Annotated in this window: 17 protein-coding genes; all 17 read left to right on the top strand. The window is 75.8% G+C overall.

Features of this window, described 5'->3' with window-relative positions:
• The first annotated feature begins 30 nt into the window (after positions 1–30).
• The 17 genes from carA to ligD all read left to right on the top strand — a co-directional run bounded on the left by carA (position 31) and on the right by ligD (position 18,827).
• Positions 31–1,176, top strand: a complete 1,146-nt coding sequence (gene carA, locus GV155_RS11400) for a glutamine-hydrolyzing carbamoyl-phosphate synthase small subunit (RefSeq protein ID WP_160011219.1) — start codon at positions 31–33, stop codon at positions 1,174–1,176.
• Entirely contained in the window at positions 1,176–4,487 is a 3,312-nt protein-coding gene (carB, locus tag GV155_RS11395; RefSeq protein WP_160008027.1) for a carbamoyl-phosphate synthase large subunit, read from the top strand. The genes carA and carB overlap by 1 nt, the downstream gene beginning before the upstream one ends.
• Entirely contained in the window at positions 4,484–5,536 is a 1,053-nt protein-coding gene (locus GV155_RS11390) for a quinone-dependent dihydroorotate dehydrogenase (RefSeq protein ID WP_160008025.1), read from the top strand. Before carB ends, GV155_RS11390 begins: the two co-directional genes overlap by 4 nt.
• Positions 5,533–6,360 carry an iron-sulfur cluster-binding protein gene (locus GV155_RS11385; RefSeq protein WP_160008023.1) on the top strand — a complete coding sequence of 276 codons (828 nt, stop codon included), beginning with the start codon at positions 5,533–5,535 and terminating at the stop codon, positions 6,358–6,360. The genes GV155_RS11390 and GV155_RS11385 overlap by 4 nt, the downstream gene beginning before the upstream one ends.
• Positions 6,357–7,220, top strand: a complete 864-nt coding sequence (locus GV155_RS11380) for a dihydroorotate dehydrogenase (RefSeq protein WP_160008021.1) — start codon at positions 6,357–6,359, stop codon at positions 7,218–7,220. Before GV155_RS11385 ends, GV155_RS11380 begins: the two co-directional genes overlap by 4 nt.
• Positions 7,217–8,116 carry an orotidine-5'-phosphate decarboxylase gene (gene pyrF / locus GV155_RS11375; RefSeq protein WP_160008019.1) on the top strand — a complete coding sequence of 300 codons (900 nt, stop codon included), beginning with the start codon at positions 7,217–7,219 and terminating at the stop codon, positions 8,114–8,116. Before GV155_RS11380 ends, pyrF begins: the two co-directional genes overlap by 4 nt.
• The gene (locus GV155_RS11370) at positions 8,113–8,577 is read left to right on the top strand and encodes a hypothetical protein (protein ID WP_160008017.1); all 465 of its coding nucleotides are present in this window, start codon (positions 8,113–8,115) and stop codon (positions 8,575–8,577) included. The genes pyrF and GV155_RS11370 overlap by 4 nt, the downstream gene beginning before the upstream one ends.
• Positions 8,578–8,700: 123 nt before the next feature.
• On the top strand, positions 8,701–9,021 hold the full coding sequence (gene mihF / locus GV155_RS11365) for an integration host factor, actinobacterial type (RefSeq protein ID WP_160008015.1): 321 nt from the start codon (positions 8,701–8,703) through the stop codon (positions 9,019–9,021).
• A complete protein-coding gene (gene gmk / locus GV155_RS11360) occupies positions 9,014–9,601 on the top strand; it encodes a guanylate kinase (RefSeq protein ID WP_160008013.1) in 588 nt (195 codons plus the stop codon). Before mihF ends, gmk begins: the two co-directional genes overlap by 8 nt.
• A 79-nt stretch (positions 9,602–9,680) precedes the next feature.
• Entirely contained in the window at positions 9,681–10,016 is a 336-nt protein-coding gene (gene rpoZ, locus GV155_RS11355) for a DNA-directed RNA polymerase subunit omega (protein WP_160008011.1), read from the top strand.
• Positions 10,017–10,066: 50 nt separating this feature from the next.
• Positions 10,067–11,275 carry a bifunctional phosphopantothenoylcysteine decarboxylase/phosphopantothenate--cysteine ligase CoaBC gene (gene coaBC, locus GV155_RS11350; RefSeq protein ID WP_160008009.1) on the top strand — a complete coding sequence of 403 codons (1,209 nt, stop codon included), beginning with the start codon at positions 10,067–10,069 and terminating at the stop codon, positions 11,273–11,275.
• Between the two features lie 144 nt (positions 11,276–11,419).
• Positions 11,420–12,610 (top strand): methionine adenosyltransferase, encoded by a 1,191-nt coding sequence (gene metK / locus GV155_RS11345; RefSeq protein ID WP_160008007.1) that lies wholly within the window; start codon positions 11,420–11,422, stop codon positions 12,608–12,610.
• A gap of 78 nt (positions 12,611–12,688) precedes the next feature.
• Positions 12,689–14,764 carry a primosome assembly protein PriA gene (locus tag GV155_RS11340; RefSeq protein ID WP_160008005.1) on the top strand — a complete coding sequence of 692 codons (2,076 nt, stop codon included), beginning with the start codon at positions 12,689–12,691 and terminating at the stop codon, positions 14,762–14,764.
• Positions 14,765–14,878: 114 nt separating this feature from the next.
• Positions 14,879–15,424: a peptide deformylase gene (gene def / locus GV155_RS11335; protein WP_160008003.1), complete on the top strand. Its 546-nt coding sequence runs from the start codon at positions 14,879–14,881 to the stop codon at positions 15,422–15,424.
• A gap of 3 nt (positions 15,425–15,427) precedes the next feature.
• Entirely contained in the window at positions 15,428–16,429 is a 1,002-nt protein-coding gene (fmt, locus tag GV155_RS11330; RefSeq protein ID WP_160008001.1) for a methionyl-tRNA formyltransferase, read from the top strand.
• Positions 16,422–17,861 carry an RsmB/NOP family class I SAM-dependent RNA methyltransferase gene (locus GV155_RS11325; RefSeq protein ID WP_201300147.1) on the top strand — a complete coding sequence of 480 codons (1,440 nt, stop codon included), beginning with the start codon at positions 16,422–16,424 and terminating at the stop codon, positions 17,859–17,861. Before fmt ends, GV155_RS11325 begins: the two co-directional genes overlap by 8 nt.
• A gap of 3 nt (positions 17,862–17,864) precedes the next feature.
• Positions 17,865–18,827, top strand: a complete 963-nt coding sequence (ligD, locus tag GV155_RS11320) for a non-homologous end-joining DNA ligase (protein ID WP_160007997.1) — start codon at positions 17,865–17,867, stop codon at positions 18,825–18,827.
• Positions 18,828–18,948 lie beyond the last annotated feature (121 nt).

The raw sequence follows: 18,948 nt of genomic DNA, 5'->3' as shown, positions 1-18,948 counted from the left end.
ACCCCCGTCCGGACCCCGCCCCGCGCGGCGATGCTGGTCCTGGAGGACGGGCGCACCTTCCACGGCGACGCCTACGGCGCCGAGGGGGAGACCTTCGGTGAGGCCGTCTTCAACACCGGGATGACCGGCTACCAGGAGACGCTGACCGACCCGTCCTACCACCGCCAGGTGGTGGTGATGACCGCCCCGCACGTCGGCAACACCGGCGTGAACGACGAGGACGCCGAGTCGCACCGGATCTGGGTCGCGGGCTACGTCGTGCGCGACCCCGCTCGCCGCTCGTCGAGCTGGCGGGCCACCGGGACCCTCGACGACGCGCTGCGCGAGCAGGGCGTGGTCGGCATCAGCGGGGTCGACACCCGCGCGCTGACCCGTCACCTGCGCGAGCGCGGCGCGATGCGGGTGGGCATCTCCACGGTGGAGACCGACCCGGCCCGGCTGCTGGCCCGCGTGCGCGAGCAGGAGTCGATGGCCGGCACCGAGCTGGCCGCCGAGGTCTCCACGCGCGAGGCGTACGTCGTGCCGGCCGAGCCGGGCCCCTGGGGCGCGAAGCGGGCGACCGTCGCCGCGATCGACCTCGGGATCAAGACGATGACGCCGCGCCGGATGGCCGAGCGCGGCATCGAGACCCACGTGCTGCCGGCGACCGCCACCATCGAGGACGTCCTGGCCGTCGGCGACGGCGGCCCCGACGGGCTGTTCTTCTCCAACGGCCCGGGCGACCCGGCCGCCACCACCGACCAGGTGGCGCTGCTGCAGGCCGCGCTGGCGCAGGGGGTGCCGTACTTCGGGATCTGCTTCGGCAACCAGCTCTTCGGCCGGGCGCTGGGCCTGGGCACCTTCAAGCTCACCTACGGCCACCGCGGGATCAACCAGCCGGTGATGGACCGCACCACCGGCAAGGTCGAGGTCACCGCCCACAACCACGGCTTCGCGGTCGCCTGGCCCGACGGCGTCGCGCTCACCGACCCGGTGGACACGCCGTACGGCCAGGCGCGCGTGAGCCACGTCTGCCTCAACGACGACGTGGTCGAGGGCCTCGAGCTGCGCTCGCCCGAGGGCGACCTGCGGGCGTTCTCGGTGCAGTACCACCCGGAGGCGGCCGCCGGTCCGCACGACGCGGCGTACCTGTTCGACCGGTTCTGCGACCTGATGTCCGAGCGGAAGGACGCCTGATGCCCAAGCGCACCGACATCGCCAGCGTGATGGTGATCGGCTCCGGGCCGATCGTGATCGGGCAGGCCTGCGAGTTCGACTACTCCGGGACCCAGGCCTGCCGGGTGCTCAAGGAGGAGGGCCTGCGCGTGGTCCTGGTGAACTCCAACCCGGCCACGATCATGACCGACCCCGAGTTCGCCGACGCGACCTACGTCGAGCCGATCACCGCGGAGTACGTCGAGAAGGTGATCGCCAAGGAGCGCCCCGACGCGCTGCTGGCCACCCTCGGCGGGCAGACCGCGCTGAACGCCGCGATGGCCCTCGACGCCGCCGGCGTGCTCGAGAAGTACGGCGTGGAGCTGATCGGCGCCTCGATCGAGGCGATCGACCGCGGTGAGAACCGCAGCGTCTTCAAGAAGATCGTCGACGACCTGGGCGGCGAGTCCGCGCGCAGCGCGATCTGCCACTCGATGGAGGACTGCCTGGCCGCGGTCGAGGACCTCGGCTGGCCGGTCGTGGTGCGCCCCAGCTTCACCATGGGTGGCGCCGGGTCGGGCATGGCCCACGACGAGACCGACCTGCGCCGCATCGCCGGCACCGGCCTGGCCCTCAGCCCCACCACCGAGGTGCTGCTGGAGGAGTCGATCCTGGGCTGGAAGGAGTACGAGCTCGAGGTCATGCGCGACACCGCCGACAACGTGGTGATCGTCTGCTCGATCGAGAACGTCGACCCGATGGGCGTGCACACCGGCGACTCGATCACGGTCGCCCCGGCGATGACGCTGACCGACCGCGAGTACCAGAAGATGCGCGACCTCGCGATCGGCATCATCCGCTCGGTCGGCGTCGACACCGGCGGCTGCAACATCCAGTACGCCGTCAACCCCGCCGACGGCCGCCTGGTCGTGATCGAGATGAACCCGCGCGTCTCCCGCTCCAGCGCGCTGGCCTCCAAGGCGACCGGGTTCCCGATCGCCAAGATCGCGGCGAAGGTCGCGATCGGCTACACCCTCGACGAGATCACCAACGACATCACCGCCGAGACCCCGGCCAGCTTCGAGCCCACGCTCGACTACGTGGTCGTCAAGGTGCCGCGGTTCGCCTTCGAGAAGTTCCCCGGCGCCGACCCCGTGCTGACCACCCACATGAAGTCGGTGGGGGAGGCGATGGCGATCGGGCGCAGCTTCACCGAGGCGCTGCAGAAGGCGCTGCGCAGCCTGGAGTCCAAGGACGCCGTCTTCGACTGGCATCAGGAGTGGGTCGAGCTCGACAAGGCCGCCCTGCTGGCCCGCGCCGGCGTCCCGCACGACGGCCGCCTGAAGGTGGTCATGGACGCCCTGCGCGCCGGGGCGACCGTCGAGGAGGTCCACGACGCCACCGGCATCGACCCCTGGTTCGTCGACCAGCTGGCGCTGATCAACGAGGTGGCCGCCGAGGTCACCGCCGCCCCCGAGCTGACCCCCGCACTGCTGCGCCACGCCAAGCGGCACGGCTTCTCCGACGTCCAGATCGGCAAGATCCGCGGGATGACCCCCGACGTGGTCCGCGGCGTGCGCCACGCGCTCGGCATCCGCCCGGTGTTCAAGACCGTGGACACCTGCGCGGCCGAGTTCGCCGCGGCCACGCCGTACCACTACTCCTCCTACGACGAGGAGAGCGAGGTCGGCCCGCGCGAGCGGCCGGCGGTGATCATCCTGGGCTCCGGGCCCAACCGGATCGGGCAGGGCATCGAGTTCGACTACTCCTGCGTGCACGCGTCCCTGGCGCTGTCCGAGGTCGGCTACGAGACCGTGATGGTCAACTGCAACCCCGAGACCGTCTCCACCGACTACGACACCTCCGACCGGCTCTACTTCGAGCCGCTCACGCTCGAGGACGTGCTGGAGGTCGTGCACGCCGAGATGGTCGCCGGACCGGTCGCCGGCGTCATCTGCCAGCTCGGCGGGCAGACGCCGCTGGGCCTGGCGCAGGGCCTGGCCGCGGCCGGCGTGCCGATCGTCGGCACGTCGCCGGACGCCATCGACCTCGCCGAGGAGCGCGGCGCCTTCGGCCGCGTGCTCGCCGAGGCCGGCCTGACCGCGCCCAAGCACGGCACCGCGACCTCGTACCCGGAGGCGCAGCGGATCGCGCACGAGATCGGCTACCCCGTCCTGGTACGGCCGTCCTACGTCCTGGGCGGGCGCGGGATGGAGATCGTCTACGACGACGCCTCCCTGCAGACCTACCTCGAGCGGTACGTCGCCGAGGGCATGATCAGCCGGGAGGCCCCGGTCCTGGTCGACCGCTTCCTCGACGACGCGGTCGAGATCGACGTCGACGCGATCTTCGACGGCGAGGAGCTCTTCCTCGGCGGCGTGATGGAGCACATCGAGGAGGCCGGCATCCACTCCGGCGACTCCTCCTGCGCGCTCCCGCCGATCACGCTCGGGGAGCGCGAGGTGGCCCGGATCCGCGAGGCCACCGAGGCGATCGCCCGCGGGGTGGGGGTGCTCGGGCTGCTCAACATCCAGTTCGCGCTGGGCTCCGACATCCTCTACGTGCTCGAGGCCAACCCGCGCGCCAGCCGTACGGTCCCGTTCGTGTCCAAGGCGACCGCGACCCCGCTGGCCAAGGCCGCGGCCCGGGTGATGCTCGGGGAGTCCGTCGCGGACCTCCGTGCCGCCGGGGTGCTGCCGGCCACCGGCGACGGCGGCAGCCTGCCGCCGGACCAGCCGATCGCGGTGAAGGAGGCGGTGATGCCCTTCAACCGGTTCCGGACCCCCGACGGCGCCCAGGTCGACACCGTGCTCGGCCCCGAGATGAAGTCGACCGGCGAGGTGATGGGCCTCGACGCCGACTTCGGCACGGCCTTCGCCAAGTCGCAGACCGCGGCCTTCGGGCCGCTGCCGACCTCGGGCAGCGTCTTCGTCTCGATGGCCAACCGCGACAAGCGCTCGATGATCTTCCCGGTCAAGGTGCTGGCCGACCTCGGCTTCGAGATCCTCGCCACCCAGGGCACCGCCGAGGTGCTGCGCCGCAACGGCGTGGCGACCCGGGTGGTGCGCAAGCACTTCGAGGGCGTCGGACCGGACGGCGAGAAGACCACGGTCGACCTGATCCGCGACGGCGAGATCCAGCTGATCGTCAACACGCCGTACGGCGCCGGCACCGGCGGGCAGGCCCGCCTCGACGGGTACGAGATCCGCACCGCGGCGGTGATGGCCAACGTCCCCTGCATCACCACCGTGCAGGGCCTCGGCGCGGCGGTCCAGGGCATCGAGGCGATGCGGCGCGGCGACATCGGGGTGCGCAGCCTGCAGGACTGGGCCAGGGACCGGGCGACCCGGTGACCTACCGCCTGCTCTTCGACCGCGCCCTGACCCGCGTCGACCCCGAGCGGGCGCACCACCTCGGCTTCGCCGCCGTCCGCGCCGGGGGACCGGTGCTGCGCCGGCGACCCGTGCGGGTGCCGGCCGGCGTCGGGCCGGTGGAGGCGATGGGGCTCCGCTTCGCCCACCCGCTCGGGCTGGCCGCGGGGTTCGACAAGGACGCCCGCGGGGTCGAGGCGCTCGGCGCGCTGGGCTTCTCGTTCGTCGAGGTCGGGACGGTGACCGCGCTGCCGCAGCCCGGCAACCCGCGCCCGCGGCTGTTCCGGCTCACCGAGGACCGCGCCGTCGTCAACCGGATGGGCTTCAACAACGCCGGCGCCGCGGCCGTCGCGGCCCGCCTGGCCCTCCGCCGCCCGGGCCCCGGCTCGCCCGTACTGGGGGTCAACCTGGGCAAGTCCAAGGTCGTGCCGGAGGACGACGTGGCGGCCGTCGCGGCCGACCACGACGCCAGCACCCGGCTGCTCGCGCCGCACGCCGACTACCTGGTGGTCAACGTGTCCTCGCCCAACACCCCGGGCCTGCGGACGCTCCAGGCCGTCGAGCGGCTCGAGCCGCTGCTGGCGCAGGTGCGGCGCAGCGCCGACGAGGTCCGCGACGCCGCCGGGCTGGGCCGGGTGCCGCTGCTGGTCAAGATCGCCCCCGACCTCGCCGACGAGGACGTCCTCGCCGTGGCCGACCTGGTGCGCGGCGACGACGGCGTGGACGGGGTCGTGGCCACGAACACCACCACCGGGCGTACCGGCCTGCGCACCGCCGCCGCGACCGTCGAGGCCGCCGGCGCCGGCGGCCTCTCCGGGCCCCCGGTGGCCGCGCGTGCCCTGGAGGTCACCCGCCTGCTGCGCGGACGCCTGGGTCCCGGGCCGGTCCTGGTCGGGGTCGGCGGGATCACGACGGTCGACGACGCCCGCGCGCGGCTGGCCGCGGGCGCCGACCTGCTGCAGGCCTACACCGCGTTCGTGTACGAGGGTCCCGGCTGGGTGCGCCGTGTCGTGCGAGGCTTGGGGGCGTGAGCAGCACCGACCGGCGACCGGTCCACGTGGGCGGCGAGGTGCTCGCCTCGCGGGCCAGCGGCGGACTGGTCCACCTCAGCGTCCTGGCCCCCGGCATCGGCGAGCGCTTCCGCCCCGGCACCGCGGTGGCCGTCTCGATCGGGCCCCCAGTCTCGCGCAGCCGGCTCGCGCGGCGCAGCTTCTGGATCCACGAGGTCAAGCCGGTCGGCGGCCGCGGGCTCGCGCTCGGCCTGGTCGTCGAGCCGCGCGGCGCCGGGTCACGGTGGCTCGCCGAGGCGCCGGTCGGCACCCCGCTCGAGCTCACCGGCCCCCTCGGGCGGCCGTTCGCGCTCCCGCAGGAGCCGGTCGCGTGCCTGCTGGTGGCCGAGGAGTACGCCGCCGCGCCGATCTTCCCCCTCGCCCTGCGCCTGCGCGAGCGCGGCTGCGCGGTGACCCTGCTGCTCGGCGCCCGCGACGAGGCGCACCTGATGTCGGCCCTCGAGGCCCGGCGCTCCGCGCGCGCCGTCACCGTGGTGACCGGCGACGGGTCGGTCGGCCGCGCCGGACGCACCGCCGACGCGCTGCCCGAGGTGCTGGCCTCCAGCGGCGCCGAGGTCGTCTACGCCGCCGGCCCCACCCCGTTGCTGCACGCCGTCGCCGCGGCCGCGGAGGACCACGGCGCCTGGAGCCAGGTCGCCCTCGAGGTCCCCTCGCCCTGCGCCACCGGGCTGTGCTTCGGCTGCCAGGTCCCGGTCGTGGGGGAGGCCGGGTCCCCGCGCTCGGCCCGCGCCTGCGTCGACGGCCCGGTCCTGCGCGGCGACCGCGTCCGGTGGGCCGACCTGTGAGCGGCGGGGGCGAGGCGCAGGTGGCCGGGCTGCGGCTCCGGTCGCCGGTGCTCGTCGCGGCCGGCTGCGGCGGCACCGGTCGCGAGCTGGCGGCGTACGCGCCCCTGGCCGACCTCGGCGCCTTCACCACCCGCACCGTCACCTCCGACCCGCGGGCCGGGGCGCCCGCGGGACGCGTGGTGGAGAGCCCGTCGGGGCTGGTCCACGCCACCGGGCTGCCCAACCCGGGCCTCGACCACTTCCTGGCCACCGAGCTGCCCGGCCTGGTCGCCCAGGACGTCCGCGTGGTCGTCTCCGTCGCGGTCACCTCGGCCGCCGACGCCGCCGCGCTGGCCCGCCGGCTCGGCCGTGCCCCGGGCGTGAGCGCCGTGGAGCTCGCGCTCGCCCCGCCCGGCGGCCGCGCCGAGGACGCGGCGGACGAGGACCTCTTCGCCGCGCTCGAGCCGCACGAGGCCGCCGGCATGGTCGGCACGGTCGCCCGCGAGCTGCCTCGCGGCCTGCCGGTCTGGGCCAAGGTGCGCAACGACCCCGACCGGGTCGTGGCCGTCGCCCGGGCCTGCGTCGACGCCGGGGCGGGGGCCGTGGTCGTCGGTGACGGCCTGCCCGCGATGCTGCCCGACGGCCGCCCGGGGGGCCTCGGAGGGCCCGCCGTACGCCCGGTCGCCCTGGCCTGCGTGCGGCGCGTCGTCGACGCGCTGCCCCACGTCGACGTCGTCGGCGTCGGGGGTGTCGCGACGCCCACGGACGTCCGGGCGTTCCTGGCCGCCGGTGCCCGCGCCGTCGGCGTCGGCACGGCCCTGCTGCACGACCCCACCACGGCTGCCCGCCTGGCCGCCGTGCTGCGCGAGGAGACCCGATGACCCGTCCCGAGACCGGCGGCCCGGCCGGTGCCCCCGCGTCGTTCGGCGCCCGGCTGCACGCCGCGCTGGCCGACCGCGGCCAGCTCTGCGCCGGCATCGACCCGCACGCCGGCCTGCTGGCCGAGTGGGGCCTGCCCGACGACGTCGGCGGCCTGGAGCGCTTCGCGATGACCGCGGTCGAGGCCGTGGCCGGCGAGGCGTCGGTGGTCAAGCCGCAGTCGGCGTTCTACGAGCGCTTCGGCAGCCGCGGCGTCGCCGTCCTCGAGCGTGTGGTCGCGACCGCCCGCGAGGCCGGCGCCCTGGTCCTGCTCGACGTCAAGCGCGGCGACATCGGGTCGACCTCCCAGGCCTACGCCGACGCCTACCTCGACCCGGCCTCGCCGCTCGCCGCGGACGCGATCACCGCCAGCCCGTACCTCGGGTTCGGCTCCCTCGACCCGATGGTCGAGAGCGCGCGGCGCCACTGCGCGGGGGTGTTCGTGCTCGCGCTGACCTCCAACAAGGAGGGCCCCGAGGTCCAGCACGCCCGGGCCGTCGGCCCCGAGCCCGGTGCCCCCGACGGGCGCAGCGTCGCCGGGGTCGTGCTCGACCACCTGCGCGCGCTGAACGCCGGCGCGCAGCCGCTCGGCTCCTTCGGGGCCGTGGTGGGCGCCACGATCGGCGAGACCACGGAGGACCTCGCCTTCAACGGCCCGGTCCTCGCCCCCGGCTACGGCGCCCAGGGCGGCACGCCGGCGGACCTGCGGCGGATCTTCGGCGCCTCGGCCCACGCCGTGCTGGCCTCGACCTCGCGCGACCTGCTGCGGCACGGTCCCGACCCCGTCGCGCTGCGCGACGCGGTCCGCCGCGGCAACGAGGAACTGGCCGACGCGCTGGCCGACGGGGCCGACGCGTGAGGACGCGCCGGCGGGCCGGGGCGGTGCCGACGCTGCTGGCCGCGCTCCTGCTCGGCCCGGGGCTGCTCACCGCCTGCTCCGGCGACCCCGTCGAGGACTACTGCGCGGAGGTGGAGGACCAGCGCGAGCCGCTGAGCGAGGTGACCTCGGAGGGCGGTCCGACCGCGCTCCTGGAGGCGCTGCCGGCCTTCGAGGAGCTGCGGCAGGCCTCGCCCACGGACCTGCGCGACGACTGGGACGTCGTCGTCGACCGCCTCACCGCCCTCGACGACGCGCTGGCCCGCGCCGGCGTCGACCCCGCGACGTACGACGCCGAGGAGCAGGCCGGCGACCTCGCCGAGGACGAGCGGACCGCCGTCGAGTCCGCGGCCCGCCAGCTGGCCACCCCGGAGATGGTCCGCGCCCTCGAGGCCGTCCAGCAGCAGGCGCGCGACGTCTGCGGCACCTCGCTGACGATCTGAGGGGTCTCGGGGGAGGTCGCGGCCCCCAGGGCCGGGGGTCCGATTGCCGACCGGGTCGGGTCTGACTAGATTGCACCGGACGGTGGTGCGTCCCCACCGCCGGACCGACGAAAAGGATCTGCAGTGGCTCTGCCCCCGCTCACGCCCGAACAGCGTCAAGCCGCCCTCGCGAAGGCGGCGGCCTCCCGCCGGGAGCGCGCCGAGGTCAAGAACCGCCTGAAGAACTCGGGGGCCTCCATCTCCGACGTGCTCGCCCAGGGACAGAGCAACGAGGTGATCGGCAAGATGAAGGTCGTCGACCTCCTGCAGTCCATGCCCGGCCTCGGCAAGGTCCGCGCCCGCCAAACCATGGAGCGCCTCGGCATCGCCGAGTCCCGCCGGGTCCGCGGCCTGGGCACCAAGCAGGTCGCCGCGCTGCAGCGCGAGTTCGCCGCGGGTGAGTGACCGGGTCCCCTCGGGCTCCCGGAACCGGCTGGTCGTGCTGGCCGGGCCGACCGCGGTCGGCAAGGGCACCGTGGCCGCCGCCGTGCGCGAGCGGCACCCCGAGGTCTGGATCTCGATCTCGGCCACGACGCGGCCCCCGCGTCCCGGCGAGCGGCACGGCGAGCACTACTGGTTCGTGTCGCCCGAGGAGTTCGACGCCATGGTCGCGCGCGGCGACCTGCTGGAGTGGGCCGTCGTCCACGGCACGCACCGGTACGGCACCCCGCGCGGCCCGGTCGAGGAGGCCCTGGCCGGTGGTCGCCCGGCGCTGCTGGAGATCGACCTGCAGGGCGCGCGCCAGGTGCGCCGCACCATGGCCGAGGCGCTGTTCGTCTTCCTGAAGCCGCCGTCGTGGGAGGAGCTGGTCCGCCGCCTGGTCGGCCGGGGGACCGAGACCGAGGCCGAGCGCGAGCGCCGGCTGGCCACCGCCCGCGACGAGCTGGCCGCCGAGTCGGAGTTCGACGTCACCGTCGTCAACCGCGAGATTCACGCTGCGGCGGACGAGTTGGTAGCCTTGATGAGCGGGTCCACCCCCGCCTGAGCGGCGCGCCCGGCCGGATCCCGTCCGGATCCGCCCCCGGGCCCCGCCCCACCGCCCCCGACCCAAGCGAGGCCAACGCGTGTCCAGCCCCAACATCGGCGCCGAGGGTGTCACCAACCCGCCCATCGACGACCTGCTGACCAAGACCGACAGCAAGTACCAGCTGGTGCTCTACAGCGCCAAGCGCGCCCGCCAGATCAACGCCTACTACTCCCAGCTCGGCGAGGGCCTGCTCGAGTACGTCGGCCCGCTCGTCGAGACCCACGTGCAGGAGAAGCCGCTCTCGATCGCGCTCCGCGAGATCGACGGCGACCTGCTCACCTGCGAGGCGGTCGACCCCGCCGAGCTCGCCGCCGAGGAGGCCGCCGCCGCCCAGGCGCAGGCCGACGCCGCGGCCACCGCGCAGAACGGCTGATCCTGACCAGCGCCGCGCCGTCGGCCCCGTCGGGGTCGACGGCCCCCCGGGTGGTCCTCGGCGTGGCCGGCGGGATCGCGGCCTACAAGGCCTGCGAGCTGCTGCGCCGCCTGACCGAGTCGGGCCACGACGTCACCGTCGTGCCGACCGCGGCGGCGCTGGAGTTCGTCGGTGTGCCCACCTGGGCGGCGCTGTCCGGTCGCCCCGTCGCCTCCGACGTGTGGACGGGCGTGCACGAGGTGCCCCACGTGCGCCTGGGCCAGCAGGCCGACCTCGTCGTCGTGGCCCCGGCCACCGCCGACCTGCTCGCCCGCGCCGCGCACGGGCTGGCCGACGACCTGCTCACCAACACCCTGCTCACCGCGCGGTGCCCGGTGGTGCTCGCCCCGGCGATGCACACCGAGATGTGGGAGCACCCCGCCACCCGCGCCAACGTGGCGACGCTGCGCTCGCGCGGCGTGGTCGTCGTCGAGCCGGCCGAGGGCCGTCTGACCGGCGCCGACACCGGCAAGGGACGGCTGCCCGACCCGGCCGAGATCGCCGCCGTCGCGCTCGAGGTCCTGGCCCGCGGGGCCGTCGCCCCGGACCTCGCCGGGCGTACCGTCGTGGTGTCCGCCGGCGGCACCCGCGAGCGGATCGACCCGGTCCGGTTCCTGGGCAACCGCTCCTCGGGCCTGCAGGGCTACGCCCTGGCCCGCGCCGCCGCGGCCCGCGGCGCCCGGGTCCGCCTGGTCGCCGCCAACACCGCCCTGCCCGACCCCGCCGGGGTGTCGGTGGTCCACGTCGAGACGACCGCCGAGCTGCGCGCGGCCGTGCTAGCGGCCCGCGACGGCGCCGACGCCGTCGTGATGGCCGCCGCCCCCGCGGACTTCCGCCCCGTCGGGGAGCAGCAGCACAAGATCAAGAAGGCCGCCGACGGCTCCGCGCCGGTGCTGGAGCTGACCCAGAACCCCGACGTGCTGCGCGAGCTGGTCGAGACCCGCCGCACCGGCGAGGTGCTGGTCGGGTTCGCGGCCGAGACCGGCGACGACGCCACCGGGGTGCTCGACCTGGCCCGGGCCAAGCTCGCCCGCAAGGGCTGCGACCTGCTCGTGGTCAACGAGGTCAGCGGGGGAGCGGTCTTCGGCCAGGCCGACAACCAGGCGGTCGTGCTCGCCGCCGATGGCACCGAGGTCGACGTGCCCCGCGGCCCGAAGTCGGCGCTGGCCCACGTGGTGTGGGACCAGGTCGCGCTCCGGCTCCCCGGCCCGCCCGGCTGATCAGCGCGCCCGCACCCGCGCCCGGCTGACCACCCACCGGGACGGGCGTCCCGCGATTCGGGATCGCCCGTGCGGCGGGTCTAGCCTTCCCCCGTCCCGGGGGCACCCCGGGCGCGCCCCTGAACCCGCCCGAACGGAGCAACAGTGCCTGGACGTCTCTTCACCTCGGAGTCGGTCACCGAGGGTCACCCCGACAAGATCGCCGACCAGATCAGCGACTCGATCCTCGACGCCATGCTCGCCCAGGACCCGCACAGCCGGGTCGCGGTCGAGACCCTGCTGACCACCGGTCTGGTCGTGGTCGCCGGCGAGGTGACCACCACCGGCTACGTCGACATCAAGCAGGTCGTGCGCGACCGGATCCTCGAGATCGGCTACGACCACTCCGACAAGGGCTTCGACGGCGAGAGCTGCGGCGTCATGGTCGCGATCGGCGGCCAGTCCGGCGACATCGCCCAGGGCGTCGACACCGGCCACGAGTCGCGTACGGGTTCCGTGGACGCCATGGACAAGCAGGGCGCCGGCGACCAGGGCCTGATGTTCGGCTACGCCTGCGACGACACCGCCGAGCTGATGCCGCTGCCGATCAAGATCGCGCAGACCCTTTCCGAGCGGCTCTCGGCCGTGCGCAAGGACGGGACGCTGCCCTACCTGCGGCCGGACGGCAAGACCCAGGTCACCATCGAGTACGACGTCGACAACCGCCCGGTCCGCGTCGACACGGTGGTGCTGTCGACCCAGCACGCCGAGGAGGTCGAGCTCGACACCCTCGAGCCCGAGATCAAGAAGCACGTCATCGACCACGTGCTCGCGCAGTTCGACATCCCCTCGGCCGACTACCGCCTGCTGGTGAACCCGACCGGGCGCTTCGTGGTCGGCGGCCCGATGGGCGACGCCGGCCTGACCGGTCGCAAGATCATCGTCGACACCTACGGCGGCATGGCCCGCCACGGTGGTGGCGCGTTCTCCGGCAAGGACCCCTCGAAGGTCGACCGCTCGGCGGCCTACGCCATGCGCTGGGTGGCCAAGAACGTCGTCGCCGCGGGCCTGGCCCGTCGCTGCGAGGCCCAGGTCGCCTACGCCATCGGCAAGGCGCAGCCGGTCGGGGTCTTCATCGAGACCTTCGGGACCGGCACCGTGCCCGACGAGCAGATCCAGGCCGCCGTGCTCGAGGTCTTCGACCTCCGCCCGGCCGCGATCGTGCAGGACCTCGACCTGCTGCGCCCGATCTACGCCCGCACCGCGGCGTACGGCCACTTCGGCCGCGAGCACGAGGACTTCACCTGGGAGCGCACCGACCGCGCCGACGCCCTGCGCGCGGCCGTCGGCGCCTGATCCTGCTCACCCCCGGGCCCTCCACGGGCCCGTCTGCCGGCCCGCGGCCTGTCGCCGCGGGCTGGTAGACACCGGGCCATGGCAGCCAGCAGCGGGAGCACGCGCGGGGGGACCGGCGACACCGGTCCCGACCCCGAGCTGCTGCCCGGCCTGGTGCGCCAGCAGGTCCGCGTCTCCCAGGCCCGGGCCCGCGAGACCCGGGCCCGCAAGGCCGCGGCCGCGGCCACCGCCGAGGTCGACCCCGTGGCGCGCGTCCTCGTCGACGCCCCGCTGGCCCACCTCGACCGCGACTTCGACTACTCCGTCCCGGCCTCGATGGCCGAGGCCGCCCGTCCGGGCGTGCGGGTCAAGGTCCGCTTCGCCGGGCACGAGGCCGACGGCTACGTCCTGGAGAGGACGACGACCACCGCCCACGGCGGGGCGCTCACCCCGCTGCGTCGCGTCGTCGGCGCGGAGCCGGTGCTCTCGCCGGTCGTGGCCGGCCTCGCCGCCGAGGTCGCCGAGCGGTACGCCGGCACCCGCGCCGACGTGCTCCGCCTCGCGGTCCCGCCGCGCCACGCGGCGGCCGAGAAGCAGCCCACCGCCCCCGCTCCCGACCCGGCCCGGTGGGACGCCGAGGCGGCCGCCGCGGCCTGGGCCGACCACGACACGGGCGAGGCGTTCCTGCGTCACCTCCACGAGGGCGGCGCCCCCCGCGCCGCCTGGCACCCGGCTCCCGGCACCGACTGGCCGCGGTCCCTGGCCCACGCAGCGGCGGCCACGTTGGCCGGCGGTCGCGGGTCGCTGCTCTGCGTGCCCGACGGGCGCGACGTCGCCCGGGTCTCGGCCGCGCTGGACGACGTGCTCGGCCCCGGCCACCACGTCGCCCTGACCGCCGAGGCCGGCCCGGCCGCGCGCTACCGCGACTTCCTGGCCGTCTCCCGCGGGGTCCGCCGGGTCGTGGTCGGCACCCGTGCCGCGGCCCTGGCGCCGGTGCACGACCTCGGGCTCGTGGCGGTGTGGGACGACGGTGACGACCTGCTGGCCGAGCCGCGCGCGCCCTACCCCCACGCCCGCGAGGTGCTGCTGCTGCGCGCCGCCCGGGAGGGCACCGCCGCGCTGGTCGGCGGCTTCGGCGCCACGGCCGAGGCGGCCTACCTGCTCCGCACCGGCTGGGCGCGCCCGCTGCGCGCCACCCGGGCCACCGTGCGGGACCGGGTGCGGGTCGAGGTGGCCGGCGCCACCGACCTGGCCCGGGAGCGCGACCCCCACGGTCGGGGAGCCAGGGTGCCCGCCGCGGCCCACGCCGTCCTGCGGGCAGGTCTCGAGCACGGTCCCGTCCTGGTGCAGACGCCCCGCCGGGGCTACGCCGCCGCGCTGGCCTGCGACCGCTGCCGTACGCCGTGCCGCTGCCCGCGGTGCACCGGCCCGCTCGCGCTGGGGGGGCCGCTCGAGCCGCCGGTCTGCCGCTGGTGCGCGACCCCGGCACCGGCGTGGACCTGCCCGGAGTGCGGGGGGCACGGCCTGCGGGCCCCGGTCGTGGGTGACGTCCGCACGGCCGAGGAGCTGGGCCGCGCCTTCCCCCGGGCACGGGTGCGGACCTCGGCCGGCGACCGGGTCCTCGCCCGCGTCGACGCCTCACCCCAGGTCGTGGTGGCCACGCCGGGCGCCGAGCCGGTCGCCGACGGCGGCTACACCGCGGTGCTGCTCCTGGACGCCTGGCTGCTCCTCGACCGCGTCGACCTGCGCGCGGAGGAGGAGGCGCTGCGCCGGTGGAGCAACGCCGTGGGCCTGACCCGTCCGGGTGCCCGCGCCGTCGTGGTGGCCGACCCCGCGCACCCGGCGGTGCAGGCCCTGGTGCGGTGGGACCAGCCCGGCCACGCCGAGCGCGAGGTCGACCAGCGGCGCGAGGCCCACCTGCCGCCGTCCTCGCGCCTGGCCAGCCTCACCGCCGAGCCCGGCGCCCTGGACGACGCGCTGACGCTGCTGGCACCGCCGGCCTCCGCGGAGGTGCTCGGCCCCGCCCCGGTCGCCGACGGACGCGAGCGCGTCGTGGTGCGCGTGCCGCGCGGCGAGGGCACGGCGCTGTCACGCGCCCTGGGCGAGCTGCAGCGGGTGCGGTCGGCGCGCAAGCTGGACCCCGTCCGCGTCCAGGTCGACCCCCCGACCCTGTGAGGGCGCCGCGGGGCGCGGGTGTGCCGGGTCCGTCCTCCTAGGATGGGCGGCGCGGTCGATCCGCACCGCTCCGGCCCCGGCCGGCCCCCCGTACCCCAGGAGACCCCGCTCCCGATGGCCATCCAGCCCATCCGCCTCTTCGGTGACCCGGTGCTGCGGCGCGCCGCCACGCCGGTCACCGACTTCGACAAGGAGCTGCGCACCCTCGTGGCGGACCTGACGGAGACCATGCTCGAGGCCCCCGGGGCGGGGCTGGCGGCGCCGCAGATCGGGGTCGGCCTGCGCGTCTTCACCTGGCACGTCGACGGCGAGGTGGGCCACCTGGTCAACCCCGAGCTGGAGCTGTCCGAGGAGACCCAGGACGGCTCGGAGGGCTGCCTGTCGATCCCCGGGCTGGTCATCGACTGCCGCCGGGCGCTCTCGGTCGTGGCCACCGGCTTCGACCAGCACGGCGAGCCGGTGCGCGTGGTCGGCTCGGACACGCTGGCCCGGGCGGTCCAGCACGAGACCGACCACCTCGACGGGGTCCTCTTCCTGGACCGGCTGGACCCCGCGGCCCGCAAGACCGCGATGCGCGAGATCCGCGAGTCGGACTGGTTCGGCGCCGAGCAGCCCCGCGTCAAGGTCTCGCCCCACGCCACCCGCGGGCTCGGGTTCTAGGCCGTGCGCGTCGTCCTGGCCGGCACCCCCGAGGTCGCCCTGCCCACGCTCGAGGCCCTGATGGCCTCCTCGCACGACGTCGTCGGCGTCGTCACCCGCCCCGACGCCCCGGCCGGCCGCGGCCGCCGCCTCGTGGCCAGCCCGCTGGGGCGTGTCGCCGAGGAGCTCGGGCTGCCCGTCCTGAAGCCGGCCCACCCCCGCGACCCCGGCTTCGCCGAGGAGCTCGCCGCGCTGGAGCCGGACTGCTGCCCGGTCGTGGCCTACGGCGCCCTGCTGCCGGAGTCGGTGCTCGGGATCCCCCGGCACGGCTGGGTCAACCTGCACTTCTCCTGCCTGCCCGCCTGGCGCGGCGCCGCCCCGGTGCAGCACGCGCTGCTGGCCGGCGACGAGGTCACCGGGGCGACCACGTTCCGGATCGTCAAGGCGCTCGACGCCGGGCCGACCTTCGGCGTGATGACCGAGCGGGTCCGCCCCCGCGACACCGCCGGCGACCTGCTGGCCCGGCTCGCCGAGGGTGGGTCCGGTCTGATGGTCGCCACGCTCGACGGGCTCGAGGACGGCAGCATCGACGCCCGCGAGCAGCCGGTCGAGGGGGTCACCGTGGCCCCGAAGATCGAGGTCGCCCACGCCGAGGTCGACTGGACCGACCCGGCCGTCGGCATCGACCGCCTCATCCGCGCCTGCACCCCCGCGCCCGGCGCCTGGACCACGTGGGACGGCGAGCGCCTGAAGCTGGAGCCGGTCGAGCTCGAGCGCGAGGTCGAGATCCAGGGCGCCGCCCTGCAGGGCGGCCCCCCGGCCCCCGGCGAGCTCGTCGTGGGCCGCCGTGACGTCCACGTCGGGACCGCTCGCGGGACGCTCCGCCTGGGTCGGGTCAAGCCGGTCGGCAAGGGCTGGATGGCCGCGGCCGACTGGGCGCGCGGCGCCCGTCCGGGGCCCGGGGCCCGTCTCGGCGGGGCGCCGGGTGGGACCTCCTCCGGCGCGGGTGGGGACGCGCGTGGCTGAGCCGCGCCGTACCGGACCCCGGCGACCCGGCGCGGCCCGTACCGGCGCGCCGTCGGCCCGCCCGCCTGCCCGGACCACCGCAGCGTCGCGCGTCGACCCGGCGAGGCTGGCCGCCTTCGAGGTGCTCAAGGCGGTGCGCGTCGACAACGCCTACGCCAACCTGGTGCTCCCCGCGGTCCTCGGCCGCCTCGGGCTGGAGGGCCGCGACGCCGCCTTCGCCACCGAGCTGGCCTCCGGCACGCTGCGGCTGCGGGGCACCTACGACGCCGTGCTGGCCGCCTGCGTGCAGCGACCGCTGCGCAAGGTCGAGGACAAGGTGCTCGACGCGCTCCGCCTGGGCACCCACCAGCTGTTGTCGATGCGGGTGCCGCCGCACGCGGCGATCAGCACCACCGTCGACCTGGTCCGCGACCGGGCCAGCTCGGGCGCGGCCAGCTTCGCCAACGCCGTGCTGCACGGCGTGACCGCGCACGACCTCGACGGGTGGGTCGCGACGCTGGCGCCGCCGGCCACGCCGCGCTCGAGCCGGTACGAGGAGATCGCCTTCAGCCACCCCCGGTGGATCGTCGACGAGCTGCGCCGTGCGCTCGGCGACGAGGAGCTGCACGACCTGCTGCGTGCCGACAACGTCGCGCCGCGGGTCACCCTGGTCGCGCGGCCGGGCCTGGCTACGCGCGAGGAGCTGCCGGGCGATCCGACGCCCTGGTCGCCCTACGGGGTCGTGCTGACCTCGGGCGCGCCGTCCGCGGTCCCCGCGGTGGCCGAGGGACGCGCCGGGGTGCAGGACGAGGGCTCGCAGCTGGTCGCGCACGTCCTCGCGGCGGCGCCGGTCGAGGGCCGTGACCGCACCTGGGTCGACCTCTGTGCCGGTCCCGGCGGCAAGGCCGCGCTGCTCACCTCGCTCGCCGCCGGGCGCGAGGCCCGGGTGGTGGCCGTCGAGCGCCAGGAGCACCGCGCCCGGCTGGTCGCGCGGTCCCTGGCCCCGACCCGGGCGGCCGGGGCGTCGTACGCCGTCCTCGCCGCCGACGGCACCCGGCCCCCGCTGATGCCCGGCTCGGTCGACCGGGTCCTGGTCGACGCGCCGTGCACCGGCCTGGGCGCGCTGCGGCGTCGCCCGGAGTCCCGGTGGCGGCGCCGGCCCGACGACGTGCTGCCGCTGGTGCTGCTGCAGCGACGCCTGCTGGGCTCAGCGCTCGACCTGCTCCGTCCCGGCGGGGTGGCGGTCTACGCGACCTGCTCGCCGGTGCTGACCGAGACCGACGAGGTCGTCGCCGCGGTCTCGCAGCGTCCCGACGTGGTCGTCGAGGACCTCCTGCCGCTGCTGCCGGCGGGGATGCCGGACGCGGCCGGACGGCTGCCCGGCACGGCCCAGCTGTGGCCGCACCGCCACGGCACCGACGCGATGTTCCTGGCCCTGCTGCGGAAGGTCTGAGCGATGGCGTCGACGTCCCCGGCGGTCGAGATCGAGGTCGACGACCGCGTGGTGCGCGTCTCCAACCCCGACCGCGTCTACTTCCCCGAGAGCGGGGCCACCAAGCGCGACCTGGTCGACTACTACCTCGCGGTCGGGCCCGGCATCGTCAACGCGCTGTGGGAACGGCCGTGCATGCTGCACCGCTTCCCGACCGGGCTGGCGGGGGAGAAGGTCCACCAGAAGCGGCTGCCGCGGGGGGCGCCGGAGTGGGTCGAGACGGTGCGGCTGCACTTCCCGCGGTGGGACCGCACCGCCGACGAGCTGTGCGTGACCGAGCTGGCCAGCGTGATCTGGGCGGTGCAGATGTCGACCGTCGAGTTCCACCCGTGGAACAGCCGTCGCGAGGACCCCGAGCGCCCCGACGAGTGGCGCATCGACCTCGACCCCGGCCCGGAGTCCGACTTCGCCCAGGTCCAGCGGGTCGCGGGCGTGGTCCACGAGGTGCTCGACGAGCTCGGCGCGGTCGGGTTCCCCAAGACCAGCGGCGGCTCCGGCCTGCACGTCTACGTCCGGGTGCGCCCCGACCACGACCACAAGGGCGTACGCCGCGCGGCGCTGGCCTTCGCCCGGGAGGTCGAGCGACGCACCCCCGACGACGTCACCACCACCTGGTGGCGCAAGGACCGTGACCCGACCAAGCTGTTCGTCGACTACAACCAGAACGCCCGTGACCACACGATCGCCGCGGCCTACTCCGTGCGCGGCTTCCCCGACGCCCGGGTCTCCACCCCGGTCCGCTGGGACGAGGTCGACGACTGCGACCCGCACGACTTCACCATCTTCACCGTCCCGGCCCGCTTCGCCGCCCTCGGCGACCTGCACGATCGGATCGACGACGAGGTCTTCGACCTGTCCCCGCTGCTGGAGTGGGCCGACCGCGACGACCGCGCCGGCGCCGAGCCCCCGGTCGACCCCGACGCCTGACCGCCGGCGTGGGGTCCGTACGCCCCACCGGCCCCGCCCGCCCCAGGAATCCCCGCTCGGGCGGGGAATCCCCGGGTTCGCGTGCCTTGCAAGGCGCGCGAACCTCGGGACACGCCCACCC

The organism is Nocardioides sp. AX2bis, from assembly GCF_902506435.1.
Lineage (GTDB): Bacteria > Actinomycetota > Actinomycetes > Propionibacteriales > Nocardioidaceae > Nocardioides.
Note: the sequence above shows the minus strand (reverse complement) of the source record. Positions and strands in the feature narration are given on the sequence as shown.

What these genes read in the sequence shown, in the direction of transcription:
- carB (WP_160008027.1), top strand. Translation starts at nt 1,176, where the DNA reads ATGCCCAAGCGCACCGACATCGCCAGCGTGATGGTGATCGGCTCCGGG.
- ligD (WP_160007997.1), top strand. Translation starts at nt 17,865, where the DNA reads ATGGCGTCGACGTCCCCGGCGGTCGAGATCGAGGTCGACGACCGCGTG.
- pyrF (WP_160008019.1), top strand. Translation starts at nt 7,217, where the DNA reads ATGACCCGTCCCGAGACCGGCGGCCCGGCCGGTGCCCCCGCGTCGTTC.
- carA (WP_160011219.1), top strand. Translation starts at nt 31, where the DNA reads ATGCTGGTCCTGGAGGACGGGCGCACCTTCCACGGCGACGCCTACGGC.
- def (WP_160008003.1), top strand. Translation starts at nt 14,879, where the DNA reads ATGGCCATCCAGCCCATCCGCCTCTTCGGTGACCCGGTGCTGCGGCGC.
- GV155_RS11340 (WP_160008005.1), top strand. Translation starts at nt 12,689, where the DNA reads ATGGCAGCCAGCAGCGGGAGCACGCGCGGGGGGACCGGCGACACCGGT.